The organism is Paracoccus sigandri, assembly GCF_003709565.1.
Lineage (GTDB): Bacteria > Pseudomonadota > Alphaproteobacteria > Rhodobacterales > Rhodobacteraceae > Paracoccus > Paracoccus siganidrum.
The window spans coordinates 163,034-181,525 of sequence record NZ_QNRC01000005.1 but is presented as its reverse complement, the minus strand read 5'-3'; the positions used below and the strand labels follow the sequence as shown (position 1 = coordinate 181,525).

Annotated in this window: 21 protein-coding genes; 18 read left to right on the top strand and 3 right to left on the bottom strand. The window is 66.6% G+C overall.

The genetic code is table 11. The features are described from left to right. Positions 1-7 precede the first annotated feature (7 nt). Positions 8-688, bottom strand: coding sequence for a hypothetical protein (locus C9E82_RS06365; protein WP_119897814.1), 681 nt, complete (start codon positions 686-688; stop codon positions 8-10). A gap of 234 nt (positions 689-922) precedes the next feature. On the opposite strand from C9E82_RS06365, the gene rplO reads away from it, so the two are divergent. The 18 genes from rplO (at position 923) to C9E82_RS06275 (ending at position 16,850) form a co-directional block, all read left to right on the top strand. Continuing rightward, on the top strand, positions 923-1,399 hold the full coding sequence (gene rplO, locus C9E82_RS06360; protein ID WP_119897813.1) for a 50S ribosomal protein L15: 477 nt from the start codon (positions 923-925) through the stop codon (positions 1,397-1,399). Between the two features lie 109 nt (positions 1,400-1,508). After that, positions 1,509-2,876, top strand: coding sequence for a preprotein translocase subunit SecY (gene secY, locus C9E82_RS06355; RefSeq protein WP_119897812.1), 1,368 nt, complete (start codon positions 1,509-1,511; stop codon positions 2,874-2,876). A gap of 36 nt (positions 2,877-2,912) precedes the next feature. Next, positions 2,913-3,560 (top strand): adenylate kinase, encoded by a 648-nt coding sequence (locus C9E82_RS06350; RefSeq protein WP_119897811.1) that lies wholly within the window; start codon positions 2,913-2,915, stop codon positions 3,558-3,560. A gap of 222 nt (positions 3,561-3,782) precedes the next feature. Continuing rightward, the gene (gene rpsM / locus C9E82_RS06345; RefSeq protein WP_119897810.1) at positions 3,783-4,151 is read left to right on the top strand and encodes a 30S ribosomal protein S13; all 369 of its coding nucleotides are present in this window, start codon (positions 3,783-3,785) and stop codon (positions 4,149-4,151) included. An 11-nt stretch (positions 4,152-4,162) separates the two neighbouring features. Then, on the top strand, positions 4,163-4,552 hold the full coding sequence (gene rpsK, locus C9E82_RS06340; RefSeq protein WP_090616034.1) for a 30S ribosomal protein S11: 390 nt from the start codon (positions 4,163-4,165) through the stop codon (positions 4,550-4,552). Between the two features lie 116 nt (positions 4,553-4,668). After that, a complete protein-coding gene (locus C9E82_RS06335) occupies positions 4,669-5,685 on the top strand; it encodes a DNA-directed RNA polymerase subunit alpha (RefSeq protein WP_119897809.1) in 1,017 nt (338 codons plus the stop codon). Between the two features lie 110 nt (positions 5,686-5,795). Continuing rightward, positions 5,796-6,221 carry a 50S ribosomal protein L17 gene (gene rplQ / locus C9E82_RS06330; RefSeq protein ID WP_119897808.1) on the top strand — a complete coding sequence of 142 codons (426 nt, stop codon included), beginning with the start codon at positions 5,796-5,798 and terminating at the stop codon, positions 6,219-6,221. 328 nt (positions 6,222-6,549) lie between these two features. Beyond that, on the top strand, positions 6,550-7,161 hold the full coding sequence (locus C9E82_RS06325; RefSeq protein WP_119897807.1) for a helix-turn-helix transcriptional regulator: 612 nt from the start codon (positions 6,550-6,552) through the stop codon (positions 7,159-7,161). A gap of 62 nt (positions 7,162-7,223) precedes the next feature. Then, the gene (locus tag C9E82_RS06320) at positions 7,224-7,814 is read left to right on the top strand and encodes an acyl-homoserine-lactone synthase (protein WP_119897806.1); all 591 of its coding nucleotides are present in this window, start codon (positions 7,224-7,226) and stop codon (positions 7,812-7,814) included. A 62-nt stretch (positions 7,815-7,876) separates the two neighbouring features. Further along, entirely contained in the window at positions 7,877-9,193 is a 1,317-nt protein-coding gene (locus C9E82_RS06315; protein ID WP_119897805.1) for a replication-associated recombination protein A, read from the top strand. A 45-nt stretch (positions 9,194-9,238) separates the two neighbouring features. Continuing rightward, complete coding sequence (gene crcB, locus C9E82_RS06310) at positions 9,239-9,613, top strand: fluoride efflux transporter CrcB (protein WP_119897804.1); 375 nt, start codon at positions 9,239-9,241, stop codon at positions 9,611-9,613. Further along, positions 9,610-10,659, top strand: coding sequence for an RluA family pseudouridine synthase (locus tag C9E82_RS06305; protein ID WP_119897803.1), 1,050 nt, complete (start codon positions 9,610-9,612; stop codon positions 10,657-10,659). The genes crcB and C9E82_RS06305 overlap by 4 nt, the downstream gene beginning before the upstream one ends. Further along, positions 10,656-11,312 carry an HAD-IA family hydrolase gene (locus C9E82_RS06300; RefSeq protein WP_119897802.1) on the top strand — a complete coding sequence of 219 codons (657 nt, stop codon included), beginning with the start codon at positions 10,656-10,658 and terminating at the stop codon, positions 11,310-11,312. Before C9E82_RS06305 ends, C9E82_RS06300 begins: the two co-directional genes overlap by 4 nt. Beyond that, positions 11,309-12,022 (top strand): ATP12 family chaperone protein, encoded by a 714-nt coding sequence (locus C9E82_RS06295; RefSeq protein ID WP_119897801.1) that lies wholly within the window; start codon positions 11,309-11,311, stop codon positions 12,020-12,022. The genes C9E82_RS06300 and C9E82_RS06295 overlap by 4 nt, the downstream gene beginning before the upstream one ends. A gap of 174 nt (positions 12,023-12,196) precedes the next feature. Further along, positions 12,197-13,213: an amino acid ABC transporter substrate-binding protein gene (locus C9E82_RS06290; protein ID WP_119897800.1), complete on the top strand. Its 1,017-nt coding sequence runs from the start codon at positions 12,197-12,199 to the stop codon at positions 13,211-13,213. Between the two features lie 123 nt (positions 13,214-13,336). Further along, complete coding sequence (locus tag C9E82_RS06285; RefSeq protein WP_119897799.1) at positions 13,337-14,593, top strand: amino acid ABC transporter permease; 1,257 nt, start codon at positions 13,337-13,339, stop codon at positions 14,591-14,593. A 1-nt stretch (position 14,594) separates the two neighbouring features. Further along, entirely contained in the window at positions 14,595-16,049 is a 1,455-nt protein-coding gene (locus C9E82_RS06280; RefSeq protein WP_119897798.1) for an amino acid ABC transporter permease, read from the top strand. Positions 16,050-16,061: 12 nt separating this feature from the next. Then, positions 16,062-16,850: an amino acid ABC transporter ATP-binding protein gene (locus C9E82_RS06275; protein ID WP_119897797.1), complete on the top strand. Its 789-nt coding sequence runs from the start codon at positions 16,062-16,064 to the stop codon at positions 16,848-16,850. A gap of 398 nt (positions 16,851-17,248) precedes the next feature. On the opposite strand, the gene C9E82_RS06270 is transcribed toward C9E82_RS06275, so the two are convergent. Continuing rightward, positions 17,249-17,746: a hypothetical protein gene (locus tag C9E82_RS06270; RefSeq protein WP_119897796.1), complete on the bottom strand. Its 498-nt coding sequence runs from the start codon at positions 17,744-17,746 to the stop codon at positions 17,249-17,251. Between the two features lie 9 nt (positions 17,747-17,755). Next, entirely contained in the window at positions 17,756-18,481 is a 726-nt protein-coding gene (gene flgH / locus C9E82_RS06265; protein ID WP_119897795.1) for a flagellar basal body L-ring protein FlgH, read from the bottom strand. Positions 18,482-18,492: the final 11 nt, after the last annotated feature.

Here is an 18,492-nt window from a genome sequence, read left to right as displayed (position 1 = left end):
CTGCTGCCTAACCGGGGTGGCAGGCGTAAAGCGCGCCGCCGACGGCGACCACGGTCACCGCCGCGCCGGCGAGCAGGGCAGGGGAGGAGGCGACCGCCGCCGCCCCGCCGCCGATCGAGGACAGGATGCTGCTGACCGCGCCGCTCGATCCGCTGAGGATCACCGCCCCCGAGCCGTCGGGCAATGCGCGCAGCCGCTGGACCGAGCGCCGCGCCGCGGCCGAGGTCAGCGCACCGGCGGCCGAGGCGGTCCGGTTCACGCGGTTGCAGACCGATCCCGATGGCTGGCGGCAGCGCCCCCAGGCATCGCGCGGCCCCAGATCGTAGCCCGCGACCGATTCGCTTTCGGCGTCGAAGCGCAGGCAGAAGGGCTGGCGCTGCTGGTCGGTCAGCTCGGGGGTGAGGCTGCGCAGCACGACATAGCTGGGGCAGTCGTGGCGGCCCCATTTCGTGGCCAGCAACTCGCGGCGGGAATAGCTGTCGGCCAGCCGCGCCTCGGCCTTGTCATAGCCCATGACGACGTCCTGGCCGTTGATCCGCGCCAGGCAGAAGGTCGGGTCGGCCGCTTTCGCGGTGGCCGGGCCGGTGGCAAGCACGGCAAGGGCGATGAGGGCAGCGGCCAGGCTGGCGACAAGGGCCGGCGCGGCGGGAAGGGCGGGGGCGAAGGGGATCGGCGACAAGCGGGACATGGCGGCCTATGGGGGATCTGACGGCGACCCCTGCCATAGCAAGCGGCCGCGCCCGCTCAAGACACAAGTGAGTGTGACCGCGTGATCGACCGGAAAGCGTGGCGGGATCGCTTGAAAGCCCGCGGCATTGCGCGTATAGCGCCACGGTGCCCCTTCGGGCATGTGACCACAAAGCAAGAAACGCCGTGGCCGTCCTGTATCGCTTCGGGGGCGCGTCCGGCAAGGAGAAGCGACATGAAACTGCATGAAATCCGCGACAACGACGGCGCGAACCGCAAGAAGAAGCGCGTGGCGCGCGGCCCCGGCTCGGGCAAGGGCAAGACCGCCGGCCGCGGCATCAAGGGCCAGAAATCGCGCTCGGGCGTCGCGCTGAACGGATACGAGGGCGGCCAGATGCCGCTGTACCGGCGCCTGCCGAAGCGCGGCTTCAGCAAGCCCAACCGCCTGGAATTCGCGGTCATCAACCTGGGCCAGCTGCAGGGCTTCGTCGATGCCGGCAAGATCGACGCGAATGCCGAGGTCACCGAGGACGCGCTGGTCGCCTCGGGCCTGGTGCGCCGCAAGCTGGACGGCGTGCGCCTGCTGGCCAAGGGCGAGCTGAGCGCCAAGCTGAACATTGCCGTGACCGGGGCCTCGAAGGCCGCCGTGGAAGCGGTCGAGAAAGCCGGCGGCAAGGTGACGCTGACCGCGGCAGCCGCGGCGGCCGAATAAGCTGTTGAATGGGGCGCGCGCGCCCCATAGATAGCAGACAAGGTTTTCCAGGCGCCGCCGGTCCCCGGAAACGGGTCGGCGGCGCTGTCATGACACGGGACGGAAAAACATGGCGTCAGCCGCAGAACAGATGGCCGCGAACCTCTCCTGGGGGGCTCTGGGCAAGGCCACGGAACTCCGCCAGCGCATCTGGTTCACGATCGGGCTGCTGATCATCTATCGTCTGGGCACCTATATTCCCGTGCCGGGGATCGACGGCGCCGCGCTGCGCAACTTCATGGACCAGGCGCAATCGGGCATCGGCGGCATCCTGTCGATGTTCACCGGCGGCGCGCTGGGGCGGATGGGCGTCTTCGCGCTGGGGATCATGCCCTATATCTCGGCCTCGATCATCGTGCAGCTGCTGGCATCCATGGTGCCCTCGCTGCAGGCGATGAAGAAGGAAGGCGAATCCGGGCGCAAGAAGATCAACCAGTACACGCGCTATGGCACCGTCGCGCTGGCGCTGTTCCAGGCCTATGGCCTCGCGCGCAGCCTGGAGGCCGGGGGGCTGGCGCATGAGCCGGGCCTGTTCTTCCAGGCCTCGGTGGTCATCACCCTGGTCGGCGGCACCATGTTCCTGATGTGGCTGGGCGAGCAGATCACCGCCCGCGGCATCGGCAACGGCATCTCGCTGATCATCTTCGTCGGCATCATCGCCGAGATCCCGGCCGCGCTGGCGGCGTTCTTCGCGCAAGGGCGCTCGGGCGCGATCTCGACCCCGGTGATCTTGGCGGTGATCGTGATGGTGGTCGCCGTGATCGCCTTCGTGGTCTTCATGGAGCGCGCGCTGCGCAAGATCCGCATCCAGTATCCGCGCCGCCAGGTCGGCATGAAGATCTATGACGGCCAGTCCAGCCACCTGCCGATCAAGGTCAACCCGGCGGGCGTCATCCCGGCGATCTTCGCCAGCTCGCTGCTGCTGCTGCCGGTCACGATCTCGACCTTCTCGGGCCATGAAAGCGGGCCGATCATGTCGCTGCTCCTGGCCTATTTCGGGCCCGGCCAGCCGCTCTACCTGCTGTTCTTCGCGGCGATGATCATCTTCTTCACCTATTTCTACACGCAGAACGTCTCGTTCAAATCCGACGACGTGGCCGAGAACCTGAAGAACCAGGGCGGCTTCATTCCAGGCGTGCGTCCGGGCAAGCGGACCGAGGAATATCTGGACTATGTCGTCAACCGCGTGCTGGTGATCGGTTCGGCCTATCTGACCGCCGTTTGCCTTCTGCCCGAAATCCTGCGTCACCAGTGGTCTGTGCCCTTCTATTTCGGCGGCACCTCGGTGCTGATCGTGGTCTCGGTGACGATGGACACGATCAACCAGGTCCAGAGCCATCTGCTGGCGCACCAGTACGAAGGCCTGATAGAGAAATCGCAGCTGCGTGGTAAACGCAAAGCGGGATCGACCAAACCGCGCGCACCGTCGCGCCGCTGAACAAGGCCGAAGGCCAGCCGAGGGGGACAGTTAGCCATGACCATCAATATCATTCTGCTTGGGCCTCCGGGTGCGGGCAAGGGAACGCAGGCCCGCCGGCTGGTCGAGGAGCGGGGCATGGTCCAGCTGTCGACCGGCGACATGCTGCGCGCCGCCCGCAGCTCGGGGACCGAGATGGGCCGCCGCGTGGCCGAGGTCATGGATCGCGGCCAGCTGGTGACGGACGAGATCGTCATCGGCCTGATCCGCGAGAAGCTGGCCGAGGGCGGCAAGGGCTTCATCTTCGACGGCTTCCCGCGCACCCTGGCCCAGGCCGATGCGCTGGGGCAACTGCTGGCCGAGACCGGCAATTCGCTGGACGCGGTGATCGAGATGCAGGTGGATGACGAGGCGCTGGTGCGCCGGATCACCGGCCGCTTCACCTGCGGCAATTGCGGCGAGGTCTATCACGACGACACCCGGCCGACCAAGGTGCCGGGGGTCTGCGATGCCTGCGGCTCGACCGACCTGAAGCGGCGCGCCGACGACAACGAGGACAGCCTGAAGACCCGGCTGCTGGAATATTACAAGAAGACCTCGCCGCTGATCGGCTATTACTACGCCAAGGGCAAGCTGGCCCCGGTGGATGGCCTGGCCGAGATGGACGATGTCGCCGGGCAGATCGCGAAGGCGCTGGGCGGCTGACCCGGAGGGGCTTCGGTTCCGCCGATGACGCGGCCGATGAAGCGATTGTGACCCTGCCCCTTGACCCCGGCGGGGTTCGCCATTAAGTCACGGCATCTCGCAAGAGAATCACCCGGCCCTTCCTGGGTGGATCGCTGACCGGCCCGAAGGCATGGCTTTCGGGCCTTACGTTGTGAAAAAAGGTTCCGGCGCTACGGAACCGCAACCAAAAAAGGATAACGCGTGGCTCGTATTGCTGGCGTCAACATTCCGACGGGGAAACGTGTCCCCATCGCCCTGACCTATATCCACGGGATCGGCTCGATGTTCGCCGAACAGATCTGCGAGGCCGTCGGCATCGACCGCGCCCGTCGCGTCAACGATCTGTCGGATGCCGAGATCCTGCAGATCCGCGAATATATCGACGCGAACCTGACCGTCGAAGGCGATCTGCGCCGTGAAGTCCAGATGAACATCAAGCGCATGATGGACCTGGGTTCCTATCGCGGGTTGCGCCACCGCCGCGGCCTGCCGGTCCGCGGCCAGCGCACCCATACCAATGCCCGCACCCGCAAGGGCCCGGCGAAACCCATCGCCGGCAAGAAGAAGTAAGGGGAACGGACATGGCACGCGACAAGACCCGCATGAAGCGCAAGGAACGCAAGAACATCGCCACCGGCGTTGCTCATGTGAATTCGAGCTTCAACAATACCAAGATCCTGATCTCCGACGTGCAGGGCAACGCGATCGCATGGTCGTCGGCCGGCACCATGGGCTTCAAGGGCTCGCGCAAATCGACCCCCTATGCCGCGCAGATGGCCGCCGAGGATGCCGGCCGCAAGGCGCAGGAACATGGCGTGAAGACGCTGGAAGTCGAAGTGCAGGGCCCCGGTTCGGGGCGCGAATCGGCTCTGCGCGCGCTGGCGGCTGTTGGCTTCAACATCACCGCCATCCGCGACGTGACCCCGATCGCCCATAACGGCTGCCGCCCGCCGAAACGCCGCCGCGTCTGATTTCAGTTCAAGATTATCCGGACCGCGCCTCGCCTGCGCGGTTCGGACATTTCGCTTTCAACCTCGGGCGTTTCCGGCCTTGGTCATGGGTCGGGGACAAGTATGGAGGCAAACCCATGATCCACAAGAACTGGGCCGAACTGATCAAGCCTACCCAGCTGGTCGTCAAGCCGGGCGCGGATGCCACCCGCACCGCCACCCTGGTCGCCGAGCCGCTGGAGCGTGGCTTCGGCCTGACGCTCGGCAATGCGCTGCGCCGGGTGCTGCTGTCCTCGTTGCAGGGCGGCGCCATCACCTCGGTGCAGATCGACAACGTTCTGCATGAGTTCAGCAGCGTCGCCGGGGTCCGCGAGGACGTCACCGACATCGTGCTGAACCTGAAGGGTGTCACCCTGAAGATGGACGTCGAAGGCCCCAAGCGCCTGGCCCTGACCGCGAAGGGTCCGGGCGAGGTGAAGGCCAGCGACATCCAGGAAACCGCGGGCATCACCGTCCTGAACCGCGACCACGTCATCTGCCACCTGGACGACGGCGCCGAGCTGAACATGGAACTGACCGTGCAGACCGGCAAGGGCTATGTCGCCGCCGACAAGAACCGCCCCGAGGACGCGCCCATCGGGCTGATCCCGATCGACGCGATCTTCTCGCCGGTCAAGCGCGTCAGCTACGAGGTCACGCCGACCCGCGAGGGCCAGGTGCTGGACTATGACAAGCTGACGATGAAGATCGAGACGGACGGCTCGCTGACCCCGGAAGACGCCGTGGCCTATGCCGCGCGCATCGTCCAGGACCAGCTGTCGGTCTTCGTCAACTTCGACGAGCCGGAATCGGCCAGCCGCCAGGACAGCGACGAGGGTCTGGAATTCGATCCGCGCCTGCTGAAGAAGGTCGATGAGCTGGAACTGTCGGTCCGTTCGGCGAACTGCCTGAAGAACGACAACATCGTCTATATCGGCGACCTGATCCAGAAGACCGAGGCCGAGATGCTGCGGACCCCGAACTTCGGCCGCAAGTCCTTGAACGAGATCAAGGAAGTGCTGTCGGGCATGGGCCTGCACCTGGGCATGGATGTCGTCGACTGGCCGCCCGAGAACATCGAGGACCTGGCCAAGCGCTTCGACGACCAGTTCTGAGTTTCGGGGGGGGCCACAGGTCCCCTGCCATCCGGGCATCCCGCCCCAAGGAGAGCGGCCCGCACGCATGGGCCGCCGGACAAAGCAAAAGACGTCAAAGGAGAAACATCATGCGTCACGCCCGCGGCTATCGCCGCCTGAACCGTACCCACGAACACCGCAAGGCGCTGTTCGCCAACATGGCCGGCTCGCTGATCGAGCATGAGCAGATCAAGACGACCCTGCCCAAGGCCAAGGAACTGCGCCCGATCGTCGAGAAGCTGATCACGCTGGCCAAGCGCGGCGATCTGCACGCCCGCCGCCAGGCCGCCGCGCAGCTGAAGCAGGACGCCCATGTGGCCAAGCTGTTCGACGTGCTGGGCGAGCGTTTCAAGGACCGCCAGGGCGGCTATGTCCGCGTCCTGAAGGCCGGCTTCCGCTATGGCGACATGGCGCCGATGGCGATCATCGAGCTGGTCGATCGCGACCCCTCGGCCAAGGGTGCGGCCGACCGCGCCCGCCTGGAAGCCGAGGCAGAGGCCGGCGACGAAGCCTGATCCGCGGCCTTCCGCGGCGAATCACCCGCCCCGCAATCCACCGGATTGCGGGGATTTTTATTTAGGATTCGCACAGTTGCAGGAAGTTGCCCTTACGGCATCGGATTTTGTCTGTGGGGGTGGCGGAAAGGCATCAGGCAAGAAAAGACCCTGCCGTCAAAGGTAAGGTATTGAAATCCTTACCTTTAGGCGGATTTGCGCCACTCGTTGCCCCGTGCTTGCAGAGTGCTGTGCGAAAAACCTCGCAGACATTAACTGTATGGCAAGTAATGGGTGCCAATACTATTTTGGACGGCGGTAGCACCGAAAACAATTTGTACAAAAGGTCATGTCCTCACGCGCTGACATAAACGCCGGGTTGCGGAAATTGGGCAAGGTTGCCCAGGCAGGCTACTTCGTTGGCCTGCACATCCGCTTTGCCGCACCGCTGATGCAGTTTCAGACCTATCCCGAGGAGTGGTCCGAATTCTATTCGCAGAATGGCTATGCCCTGCGCGATCCGACGATCGCCTGGGGCTTCTCGACGACGGGTGCCTGTCGCTGGTCGCTCTTGCCGATACCGGATCCGTTCAACATCCTGAAGGAGGCTGCCAATCACGGGCTGACCTTTGGCCTGACCGTGTCGCACGGTCCGATCAATTCTCGCACGATCGCCAGCTTCGCCCGCGGCGATCGCGAGTTCACGGAAGACGAGATCGCCGAGATCTCGACCACGGTTCGACGGCTCCACGAGATCACGGAGCCGCCGGCGAGCCTGACAAAGGCTCAGAAAGAAGCCCTTCGGTGCATCGCGGAGGGCGATCGTCATGCAGCGGCGGCAGCCAAGCTTGGCATTACCGAAAGCGCGTTCAAGGCAAGGCTTATCTCGGTACGGGAGCGATTGATGGCCCGCACCACGGCCGAGGCGTTGCAGCGGGCCAAGGAATACCGTCTGCTGTGAGGGGTCGCCCAGGGGAACCGTGAGGCAGTGAGGGGTCACCTCACACCCCAGGAGTAAATGAAATGCAGACGACGACCCTCTCTTTCTCGAACTTGCACAACCATGGCGAGCTGTTCGCCAACCTGTTCCGGGCCCGCAAGCAAAGCTTCATCGTCCAGAAGAACTGGGACCTGCCCGAATCCGAGGACATGGAGTTCGACCAGTACGACACCCCGCAGAGCCGCTGGATCGCGATCCACGACCTGGGCGAGGTGCTGGCGGGCATCCGGCTGACGCCGACCACCGCGAAATGCGGCATCTACAGCTACATGATCCGCGACGCGCAGCGCGGCATCCTGGGCGGTTCGATCCCGCAGGACCTGCTCTATCAGGAAGCGCCGGTCGAGGACAGCGTCTGGGAATGCTCGCGGGTCTTCGTCAGCCACTCGATCCCGCAGGCCTGGCGCCGCAAGGTGCATTTCAAGATGGTCGAGGCGATGACCGGCTCGGCCCGCGAGCTGGGCGCGACGCGGCTGATCGCGCTGACCGGCGCCACTTGGCCGCGCTGGTACGGCCGCTGCGGGTTGGATGCCGAGGCGATCGGCCGCAAGATGTGGATCGACGACGGGGATTTCCAATGCGTGTCGATCAATCTGGCGGGCAAGATGCACTGAGCCGGGATCCGCGCTTGTCGGGGCTGTTCGGCCTGCCTTCCCGCGCCTAATATGGCCCGGCCATGGCAGATCTGTTCGACATAAGCCCCGACAAGCAACCCGCGCCGCAACCCGCGACAAGGCCGCTGGCCGATCGCATCCGCCCCGCGCGGCTGGCCGATGTCATCGGCCAGGACGCCGTGCTGGGCCCCGACGGCCCCCTGGGGTCGATGCTGGCCGCGGGCAGCCTGTCCTCGCTGATCCTCTGGGGGCCGCCGGGCGTCGGCAAGACGACGATCGCCCGGCTTCTGGCCGACGAGACCGACCTGGCCTTCGTCCAGATCAGCGCCATCTTCACCGGCGTGCCGGACCTGCGCAAGGTCTTCGAGGCGGCGAAGCTGCGCCGCCAGCAGGGCCGGGGCACGCTTCTTTTCGTCGACGAGATCCACCGTTTCAACAAGGCGCAGCAGGACGGTTTCCTGTCGCATATGGAGGACGGCACGATCCTGCTGGTCGGCGCCACGACCGAGAACCCCTCGTTCGAGCTGAACGCGGCGCTGATGTCGCGCGCGCAGGTGATCGTGCTGCAGCGGCTGGGTCTGAAGGACCTGGAGCTTCTGGCGCAGCGGGCCGAGCGCGAGCTGGGCCGCAAGCTGCCGCTGACCGCCGAGGCGCGCGAGGCGCTCTTGGAAATGGCCGATGGCGACGGCCGCGCGGCGCTGAACCTGATCGAGCAGGTCGCGGCCTGGAAGACCGATGCGCCCGTCGATGCGCAGGCCATGGCGCAGCGGCTGATGCGGCGGGCGGCGAAATACGACAAGTCGGGGGATGAGCATTACAACCTGATCTCGGCCCTGCACAAATCGGTGCGCGGCAGCGATCCCGACGCGGCGCTCTACTGGTTTTCCCGGATGCTGGAGGGGGGCGAGGATCCGCGCTATCTGGCCCGGCGCATCACCCGCATGGCCGTCGAGGATATCGGCCTGGCCGACCCGGCGGCGGCGCGCCATTGCCTGGATGCCTGGGCGATCTATGAGCGTCTGGGCAGCCCCGAGGGCGAGCTGGCGCTGGCCCAGGCGGTGATCTATCTGGCGCTGGCGCCGAAATCGAACGCCGGATATGCCGCCTACAAGGGCGCGCGGGCCGAGGCGCGGCGCACCGGCAGCCTGATGCCGCCCGCCCATATCCTGAACGCGCCGACGAAGATGATGAAGGAACAGGGCTACGGCGCCGGCTATGCCTATGACCACGATGCCGAGGACGGCTTTTCCGGCCAGAACTATTTCCCCGAGGGCATGAAGCGGCCGGTCCTCTATACCCCGGTCGAGCGCGGCTTCGAGCGCGAGCTGAAGAAGCGGCTGGACTGGTTCGTGGCGCAGCGTCTGAAGCGCGGCGGCTGACGCGGAACGGTTGACTTTGCGCCCGACCCGCCACAGTTACGCGCCATGATGAATCCATTCCTCCAGGTCGCCATCGGCGGCGCCATCGGCAGCACCGCGCGCTATGCCGTCCATCGCCTGATCCCGCCGGCCGGCGCGGGCTTTCCGGTCGCGACCCTGACCGTCAATGTCCTGGGCAGCTTCGTGATGGGGCTTCTGGCCGCGCTGATGGCGCTGCGCTGGGGCCATGCCCATGCGCCGCTGCTGGCGACCGGCATCCTGGGCGGGTTCACGACATTCTCGGCCTTTTCGCTGGATGTGATGGTGCTGTGGGAACGCGGGCAGGTGCTGGCGGCGGGGCTCTATGTCCTGGGCTCGGTCGGGCTGTCGCTGCTGGCCGTCGTCGCCGGGCTGGCCATCGGACGGGGGATCCTGGGATGAGCGGCGTCAAGACCATTCGCGTCAGCGGCGACGAGGGCGACCAGCGCCTGGACCGCTGGCTGAAGAAGCGCTTTCCGCAGCTGACGCAGGGGGCGGTCGAAAAGATGTGCCGCACCGGGCAGCTGCGCGTCGATGGCGGCCGGGTCAAGGCCGCGACCCGGATCGAGGCGGGGCAGGAGGTGCGCATCCCGCCGCTGCCCGAGGCCCAGCCCGCCGCCCCGGCCGCGCCGCGTCCGCGCATCGCGGAAAGCGACCAGCAGATGATCCAGCGCGCGGTGCTGTGGAAGGACGAACATATCATCGCACTGAACAAGCCGCCGGGCCTGCCCAGCCAGGGCGGCAGCGGGCAGGGCAGCCGCCATGTGGACGGTCTGACTGATGCGCTGATGTTCGGCTTCAAGGACCGGCCGAAGCTGGTCCACCGGCTGGACAAGGACACCTCGGGCCTGCTGCTGCTGGCGCGCACCGACCGGATCGCGCGGGCCCTGTCCGAGGCGTTCCGGGCGCGCACCACCCGCAAGATCTATTGGGCCGCCGTCGCCGGCGTGCCCAATCCGCGCATGGGCACGATCCGCTTCGGCCTGGTCAAGGCGCCGGGCCGCGGGCGCGGCGGCGAGGGCGAGAAGATGATCGCCATCCACCCGCGCGACATCGACAAGACCGAGGGCGCCAAGCGCGCCACCACCGATTACGCGGTGCTGGACGCGCTGGGAACGCGGGCCAGCTGGTGCGCGCTGGTCCCGATCACCGGCCGCACCCACCAGCTGCGCGCCCATATGGCCGAACTGGGCCACCCGATCGTCGGCGATGGGAAGTATGGCGGCTCGGGGCAGGAGAATCTGGGCGACGGCTGGGGCGCGCAGCTGGGCGGAGAGATCAGCCGCAAGCTGCATCTGCACGCCCGCAGCCTGTCCTTCGACCACCCGATCACGAAGAAGCGGATCACCCTGACCGCGCCGCTGCCCGAACATATGCTGCGGACCTGGCAGGCGCTTGGCTGGCATGAGAATGACGTGCCCGACGACCCCTTCGCGGAGGCCGAATGAAGCTGATCGTCTTCGATGTCGACGGCACGCTGGTCGACAGCCAGCACCTGATCTGCGCCGCGATGGGCCAGGGCTTCGCGGCGGCCGGTCTGCCGGCGCCCGCGCGCGAGGCGATCCTGTCCATCGTCGGGCTGTCGCTGCCCCTGGCCGTCGCGCGGCTGGCGCCCGAGGCCGCGCCCGACGCGCATGAGCGCATCACCGACGGCTATCGCGCGGCCTTCATGGCGGCCCGGCAGATGGCCCATGCGCCGCTCTATGACGGGGCGGCGGATTGCCTGGACCGGCTGGCGGGGCGCGACGACTGGCTGCTGGCGATCGCCACCGGCAAGTCGCGCCGGGGTCTTGTGGCGCTGGTCGAGGCGCATGGGCTGCAGGGGCGCTTCGTCAGCATGCAGACGGCGGACGACCATCCCTCGAAGCCGCATCCTTCGATGCTGGAGCGGATCATGGCGGAAACCGGGATCGGGCCGGGCGACGCGGTGATGATCGGCGATACCGCCTTCGACATGGAGATGGCGCGGGCGGCGGGGATGGCGGGTTTCGGCGTCGGCTGGGGCTATCATCCGGTGCCGGCGCTTCATGCGGCGGGCGCGGCGCTGGTCGCGGCGGATTTCGCCGGCCTGACCGCCGCGATCGAGGAGTGGGCGCGATGAGCGAATGGAAGGCGCGGCGGTTCTGGAAGGCGGCCGGGGTGCGCCCGGCCGGGACCGGCTGGGAGGTGGCGCTGGACGACCGCCCGCTGCGCACCCCCGGCAAGCAGCCGCTGGTCCTGCCGACCGGGGCGCTGGCGCAGGCCATTGCCGCCGAATGGGACGCGCAGGACCAGGTGATCGACCCGAATGCCATGCCGCTGACCCGCGCCGCGAACTCGGCCATCGAGAAGGTGCGTGCGAATTTTGACGCGGTGGCCGACATGCTTGCCGAATATGCGGGCACCGACCTGCTGTGCTATCGGGCAGAGCAGCCCGAGGAACTGGTGCGCCGGCAGGCCGAGGGCTGGGACCCGCTGATCGACTGGGCCGCGACCGAGCTGCGCGCGCCGCTGCGGATCACCCATGGGGTGATCCCGGTGGCGCAGGATGCCGGCGCGCTGCGCCGCCTGCGCGCCTGCCTGGACGAGCTGGACGATTTCGGGCTGACGGCGCTGCATGACCTTGTAACCCTGCCCGGATCGCTGATCCTGGGCCTGGCGGTCATCCACGGCCGGATCGGCGCGGAGGAAGCCTTCCGGCTGTCGCGGATCGACGACATCTTCCAGGCGGAACGCTGGGGCGCCGACGAAGAGGCCGCGGAAGCGGCCGAGGGGCGCCGCCTTGCCGTCCTGGCGGCGGCGCGCTTCTGGGATCTGTCGCGCAGGGGTTGAACTGTGGCCGGATCGGGCGTTTTGCTTGACGTGCTGGGGGCGATCGGCACAATGTTGCCTATTGGCTCCGCAGTTCACTCCTGCGGGGCCGAACCGAAACGGGGCGGGACGATCGCTCCGATGCGCTGTTGCCCCTCTCCTGGCGGGCGGCGGCGATCCAACAACGAGGTAGATATGAGAAAAACGGTATTTCTGGGCACCGTCGCCGCCGCCAGCATGGTGGCCGGGATAGGCATGGCCGACACGCTGGCCGATGTGAAGGCGCGCGGCGAACTGAACTGCGGCGTCAATACCGGCCTTGCGGGCTTTGCGGCGCCCGATGCCAATGGCAACTGGACGGGCTTCGACGTGGCCATCTGCAAGGCCGTCGCGGCAGCCGTGCTGGGCGATCCGTCCAAGGTGAAATACGTGCCGACCACCGGCCAGACGCGCTTTACCGCCCTGTCCTCGGGCGAGGTGGACGTGCTGGCGCGCAACTCGACCTGGACCTTCTCGCGCGATACCGACCTGCGGCTCGATTTCGTCGGCGTGAACTATTACGATGGCCAGGGCTTCATGGTCCGCAAGGACCTGGGCGTGACCTCGGCCAAGGAACTGGAAGGCGCGACGATCTGCATCCAGACCGGCACCACGACCGAGCTGAACCTGGCCGACTATTTCCGGGCCAACAACATGAACTATCAGCCCGTCAACATCGACAGCAATGCCGAGGGCGAGCAGCAATACATGGCGGGCGCCTGCGACGCCTACACCACCGACGCCTCGGGCCTGGCGGCGACCCGCGCCGCCTTCGCGGACCCGGAAAACCACATCATCCTGCCCGAGATCATCTCGAAGGAACCGCTTGGCCCGGCCGTGCGCCATGGCGACAGCAACTGGGGCGACATCGTGCGCTGGACGCTCTATGCGCTGATCGCGGCCGAGGAATACGGCATCACCTCGAAGAATATCGAGGAACTGGCGAAATCCTCGCAGAACCCGGAAGTGCAGCGGCTGCTGGGCACGACCGACAACCTGGGCGCGATGATCGGGCTGGACGCGGAATGGGCCAAGCGCGCCATCCTGGCCAGCGGCAACTATGGCGAGATCTTTGCGGCCAATATCGGCGAACAGACCCCGATCGGGCTGGCGCGCGGCCTGAATGCGCAATGGACGCAGGGCGGCCTGATGTACGCGATGCCCTTCCGTTGATCTGACGGATCGACGCTGGCATGATCGCCGGGGGCGGTTTCCGGACCGGCCCCGGTTCAAAGATAAAAATGCCCGGCCTTCCTCCCAGGGGGCGCTGATACGGGCGGCAACAGGGGTATTATAATGGCAGATGTCTCGGCACCGGCGGAACCGCCGTTCCGATTGAGCATGCTGATCTATGACCGCCGCTACCGGTCAATGACATTCCAGGTCATCGTGTTCATACTGGTCATGGCTGCGGCCTGGTGGCTGGTGAACAACACCATCCGCAACCTCGCGGTCCTCGGCAAGGATTTCAATTTCGGCTTTCTTTTCCAGCGCGCGGGCTATGACATCCCGCAAACGCCCATTCCCTACACCTCCGACGACACCCATCTTCGCGCGACCATCGTCGGCCTTCTGAACACCCTCATCGTCTCGATCCTGGGCTGCATCGCCGCCACCGTCCTGGGCGTCGCGGTCGGCGTCGCGCGGCTGTCGAACAACTGGCTGTTCGCGCGGCTGATGACCGTCTTCGTCGAGGCGTTCCGCAACATGCCGCTGCTGCTGTGGATCCTGATCATCTATGCGATCTTCACCGAGATCCTGCCGCCGCCCAATGCCTATCGCGGCGAGGATGCGACGGCCTCGATGATCTTCTTCGACAATGTCGCGCTGACCAACCGCTATACGGCGATCCCGACGCTGGCGATGACCAACGATCCGGGCAGCCTGGACCTGGGCGCGCGGATCACCTTCAACTGGGCGACCATCGCCTTCGTCGTCGTGCTGGTCGGCGGCTGGTTCGTCCGCCGGGCGATCCTGGCCTGGGCGCAGCGGGTCCAGGACGCGACCGGGCTGCGGCCGCGGACATGGGTGATGAACCTTGCGGTGATGACCGTGCCCTCGCTGTTCCTGATCTTCTGGTTCGGCCTGCACCTGGAGGCGCCCGAGCTGCGCGGCTTCAACTTCACCGGCGGCATCAATGTCCAGAACGGGCTGGTGGCGCTGTGGCTGGCGCTGACGCTCTATACCGCGGCCTTCATCGCCGAGATCGTCCGCGCCGGCATCCTTGCGGTCAGCAAGGGCCAGACCGAGGCCGCCTTCGCCCTGGGGCTGCGGCCGCGGCGCACCATGAAGCTGGTGATCCTGCCGCAGGCGCTGCGGGTGATCATCCCGCCGCTGATCTCGCAATACCTGAACCTGACCAAGAACAGCTCGCTGGCGATCGCGGTCGGCTACATGGACCTGCGCGGCACGCTTGGCGGCACGACGCTGAACCAGACCGGCCGGGAACTGGAGGCCATCGTGCTGATGATGGCCATCTACTGGGCGCTCAGCATGATCATCTCGGCCGGGATGAACATCTTCAACGCCCGCGTCAAGCTGAAGGAGCGGTGACATGAGCGAGACACATGCCCAGACCGTCGCCTTCGTCCGCGACACGATGCTGGCGCCCGAGCCGCCCCCGGTGGCGGAATCGGGCGCGGTGAAATGGCTGCGCGAGAACCTGTTCTCGGGGCCGGTCAACACCGTGCTGACCCTGCTGGGGGTGGCGATCATCTGGTTCCTGGTCAGCCATTTCTGGGACTGGTTCGCGCATTCGGTCTGGAACGCCTCCAGCCTGAACGAGTGCCGCCAGATCATCATCGAGACCTGGGGCGAGGGCGCGCGCGGCGCCTGTTTTGCGGTGATCCGCGAACGCTGGAACCAGTACATGTTCGGCTTCTACCCTTCGGCGCTCTACTGGCGGCCGACGATGGCCTTCGGGCTGATGTTCGTCGCGCTGGCGCCGGTGCTGTTCTCGGAATCGCTGAAGATCCGGCGCACGGTGCTGGTCGTCACCGCCGTCGTGACGCTGTGGGCGATGGTCCAGCTGAACGCGCCCGGCGCCTGGCTGGTCTTCGCCGCCATCGTGCTGGTCGGCGGGCTGGCGATTTCCGAGCGCCATGTCAGCTGGCTGCTGATCTTCTCGGTGCTCTATCCGCTGCTGGGCGTCTGGTTCCTTTGGGGCGGCTCGCTCTGGGGGCCGATCATGGTGCTGGTCGGGCCGCTGCTGGGCTGGGCCGCCTGGACGCTGGTCGGCCGGTTCTCGGCCCTGCTGGCCACGGTCGCGGCCATCGTCGTCACCCTGCTGTGGTGGCTGATGTTCGCCTCGCGCGCGGCGGCCGATGCCGAGGGGCTGCTGTCGCTGGCCATTCCCTTCGTGCGCTCCGACCAGTTCGGCGGCTTCCTCCTGGCGATCACCATCGGCGTCGCCGGCATCGCGCTGTCCCTGCCGCTGGGGATCATCCTGGCGCTGGCGCGGCGCTCGGACATGTTCCTGATCAAGTCGATGGCGGTGATCTTCATCGAGTTCATCCGCGGCGTGCCGCTGATCGCGCTGCTGTTCGTGGCCTCCTTGCTGCTGAACTATTTCCTGCCGCCCTCGACGAATTTCGACATCATCCTGCGGGTCATCATCATGGTGACGCTGTTCTCGGCCGCCTACATGGCCGAGGTGATCCGCGGGGGCCTGGCGGCCCTGCCGCGCGGCCAGTACGAGGCTGCCGACGCGCTGGGGCTGGACTACTGGAAGGCGCAGCGGCTGATCGTGCTGCCGCAGGCGCTGAAGATCAGCATCCCTGGGATCGTGTCGACCTTCATCGGCATGTTCAAGGACACGACGCTGGTGACCTTCGTCGGTCTTTACGAACCGCTGAAATCCATGTCCGACGCGGTGCGCGCCAATATCGCCTGGAAGGGCATCTATTGGGAGCCGTTCATCTTCGTCGGCTTCATCTTCTTCATCATCTGCTTCGGCATGTCGCGCTATTCGATGTATCTCGAACGTCGGCTGCGCCGCGACCACCGCTAAGGAGCCCCATTCATGAGCGAAGCCATCACCCGAGAGATCGACCGCAGCCAGATGCGGATCAGCGACGAGGTCGCGATCGAGATCCACAAGATGAACAAGTGGTACGGCACCTTCCACGTGCTGCGCGACATCGACCTGACCGTCCATCGCGGCGAGCGGATCGTCATCGCCGGGCCTTCGGGCTCGGGCAAGTCGACGCTGATCCGCTGCATCAATCGGCTGGAGGAACACCAGTCCGGCCGGATCGTCGTCGACGGGGTCGAATTGACCAGCGACATCAAGAATATCGACAAGGTCCGTTCCGAAGTCGGCATGGTCTTCCAGCATTTCAACCTGTTCCCGCATCTGACCGTGCTGGAGAACTGCACCCTGGCGCCGATCTGGGTGCGCAAGGTCCCGCGCAAGCAGGCCGAGGCGACGGCGATGAAATACCTGGAAAAGGTGAAGATCCCCGAACAGGCCGACAAGTATCCCGGCCAGCTTTCGGGCGGCCAGCAGCAGCGGGTGGCCATCGCCCGCTCGCTGTGCATGCAGCCGCGGATCATGCTGTTCGACGAGCCGACAAGTGCGCTGGACCCCGAGATGATCAAGGAGGTGCTGGACACGATGATCGAGCTGGCCGAGGAGGGGATGACCATGATCTGCGTGACCCACGAGATGGGCTTCGCGCAGGCGGTGGCCAACCGGGTGATCTTCATGGACCAGGGCCAGATCGTCGAGCAGAACAGCCCCCGCGAATTCTTCAACAACCCGAAATCCGAGCGGACCAAGCTGTTCCTCAGCCAGATCCTGGGCCACTGAGCGGCGATCCTCTGCGAAGCGTCGCGGCCGGCATCCCCGCCTCGCGGGCGGGGGCGCCGACCCTAGCCACGGGGTCCTTGCATTGCGGCCGTGGAAGGCCGTGTCGCGAACCGATCGCCGCTTCCCGATGGTCGCTCATGCCCCGGCGCCGGCGTTGTTGATAGCGCGGGACGGCGCATATTCCTGCGCCGCCGGTGCGACCTGCCCGCCTTGCGGGACCGATCCTTCCCCGGCGGCCCGACCGCGCATGATCCGTGCTCGCACTGGTCCGCGACGGCTCTGGTCCGCGACGCAGTGCTGCCATCGCCGGATCCTGTCGTCAGGCGCGGAAAATCTTCGTGCCGCCCTTCACGCCGCCAGCCATGACGGCGATGCAAGACGATGCCCGGCGGGTCGCGTCATTGCCGCGCGATGTCCTCGATCAGCACGGCGGTGATCTCCTCTCCTCCGGCGGCGCGCGCGGCCTCCAGAAGCGTCTCGCGCAGCCCGCGCAGATAGGGTTCCGAGGTGAAGTTGCCGTCGAAGGCGCCGGTATTGGCCTGGATCATCAGCTGGCGCAGCAGGGCGTCGCGCAGCCGGTGTTCGCGCTTGCGCAGGCTTTCCAGCGCCTCCTCGCTGGTCTCGATGGTCAGGGTCAGGATCATCAGCGATTTCATGTCGCCGTCGCGCATCACCGGCACGAAGAACTGGTTGGCAAAGCTCATCCAGGCGGGGTTTTGCGGCGTCGTGGCCGTGTCGTGGCCGGAAGCCGCCGCGGTATCGTGATCCGGCGCGTCATGGCCTTCCGCCGCCTCTGCCGGGGTCGGGTCGGGCTTGGGCCGCAGCATGTCGCCGCCCATCGCGCCCCCGACCAGCGCCAGCAGCGGCAGAAGCAGCATCAGGATTTTTCGTGCCATGTCGGCTCCTCAATAGGGCAGGATGATATCGGCGATCTGCTGGCCCAGGCGCGGCTGCTGGACATCGGTGATCTGCCCGCGCCCGCCATAGGAGATCCGGGCCCCGGCGATGCGGTCATAGGCGATCTCGTTGCTGCGATCGATGTCCGAGGGCCGCACGAAGCCGCTGACGGTCAGCTCGCGCAGCTCGAAATTGACCCGCACCTCCTGCGTGCCCTGGATGTGCAGCGTGCCGTTGGGCAGGGTGTCGATGACGGTCGCCGCGACCCGCAAGGTCAGCTTGTCGCGCCGCGAGATGTTGCCGCTGCCCTTGAAGGTCGAGGACGAGCTGGCCTCGGCAAGCTCGTCGAAACTGGCGCCCTCGGGCAGCTTGTCGGCCAGCCGCTGCGGCAAGCCCATCATCTGCGGGATCGACAGGTCCTCGCGGGCGCTGCGCGACCGGCCCGAGCTGTTGCTGATCTCGGCCCGGTCGTCGATCTGGATCACCACGGTCAGGATGTCCCCGCGGACCGAGGCGCGGCGGTCGCTGATCAGCGAGGAATGCGTCCCCGCCCACAGCGACGCGGCGGATTCGGGGCGGCCGGAAACCACCGGGATCTCCAGCGGCGGGTTGGTCATCGCCATGAATTCCTCGGTCTGGCGCGGCGAGGTCAGCTCGGGCACCTGGCCGATATTGGCGGCGCGGCCGCAGGCGCCAAGCGCCAGCAGCAGGCAGAGGACATGACTTGGTTTCATGGGGTCATCCT

Bases quoted from the DNA above. Each gene is read 5' to 3' on its own strand.
- C9E82_RS06365 (WP_119897814.1), bottom strand. From the start codon at position 688: ATGTCCCGCTTGTCGCCGATCCCCTTCGCCCCCGCCCTTCCCGCCGCG.
- C9E82_RS06275 (WP_119897797.1), top strand. From the start codon at position 16,062: ATGAGCGAAGCCATCACCCGAGAGATCGACCGCAGCCAGATGCGGATC.
- rpsK (WP_090616034.1), top strand. From the start codon at position 4,163: ATGGCACGCGACAAGACCCGCATGAAGCGCAAGGAACGCAAGAACATC.
- C9E82_RS06350 (WP_119897811.1), top strand. From the start codon at position 2,913: ATGACCATCAATATCATTCTGCTTGGGCCTCCGGGTGCGGGCAAGGGA.
- secY (WP_119897812.1), top strand. From the start codon at position 1,509: ATGGCGTCAGCCGCAGAACAGATGGCCGCGAACCTCTCCTGGGGGGCT.
- C9E82_RS06335 (WP_119897809.1), top strand. From the start codon at position 4,669: ATGATCCACAAGAACTGGGCCGAACTGATCAAGCCTACCCAGCTGGTC.
- C9E82_RS06285 (WP_119897799.1), top strand. From the start codon at position 13,337: ATGGCAGATGTCTCGGCACCGGCGGAACCGCCGTTCCGATTGAGCATG.
- C9E82_RS06290 (WP_119897800.1), top strand. From the start codon at position 12,197: ATGAGAAAAACGGTATTTCTGGGCACCGTCGCCGCCGCCAGCATGGTG.
- C9E82_RS06270 (WP_119897796.1), bottom strand. From the start codon at position 17,746: ATGGCACGAAAAATCCTGATGCTGCTTCTGCCGCTGCTGGCGCTGGTC.
- C9E82_RS06305 (WP_119897803.1), top strand. From the start codon at position 9,610: ATGAGCGGCGTCAAGACCATTCGCGTCAGCGGCGACGAGGGCGACCAG.
- C9E82_RS06325 (WP_119897807.1), top strand. From the start codon at position 6,550: ATGTCCTCACGCGCTGACATAAACGCCGGGTTGCGGAAATTGGGCAAG.
- C9E82_RS06300 (WP_119897802.1), top strand. From the start codon at position 10,656: ATGAAGCTGATCGTCTTCGATGTCGACGGCACGCTGGTCGACAGCCAG.
- C9E82_RS06280 (WP_119897798.1), top strand. From the start codon at position 14,595: ATGAGCGAGACACATGCCCAGACCGTCGCCTTCGTCCGCGACACGATG.
- C9E82_RS06320 (WP_119897806.1), top strand. From the start codon at position 7,224: ATGCAGACGACGACCCTCTCTTTCTCGAACTTGCACAACCATGGCGAG.
- crcB (WP_119897804.1), top strand. From the start codon at position 9,239: ATGATGAATCCATTCCTCCAGGTCGCCATCGGCGGCGCCATCGGCAGC.
- C9E82_RS06295 (WP_119897801.1), top strand. From the start codon at position 11,309: ATGAGCGAATGGAAGGCGCGGCGGTTCTGGAAGGCGGCCGGGGTGCGC.
- rplO (WP_119897813.1), top strand. From the start codon at position 923: ATGAAACTGCATGAAATCCGCGACAACGACGGCGCGAACCGCAAGAAG.
- C9E82_RS06315 (WP_119897805.1), top strand. From the start codon at position 7,877: ATGGCAGATCTGTTCGACATAAGCCCCGACAAGCAACCCGCGCCGCAA.
- flgH (WP_119897795.1), bottom strand. From the start codon at position 18,481: ATGAAACCAAGTCATGTCCTCTGCCTGCTGCTGGCGCTTGGCGCCTGC.
- rplQ (WP_119897808.1), top strand. From the start codon at position 5,796: ATGCGTCACGCCCGCGGCTATCGCCGCCTGAACCGTACCCACGAACAC.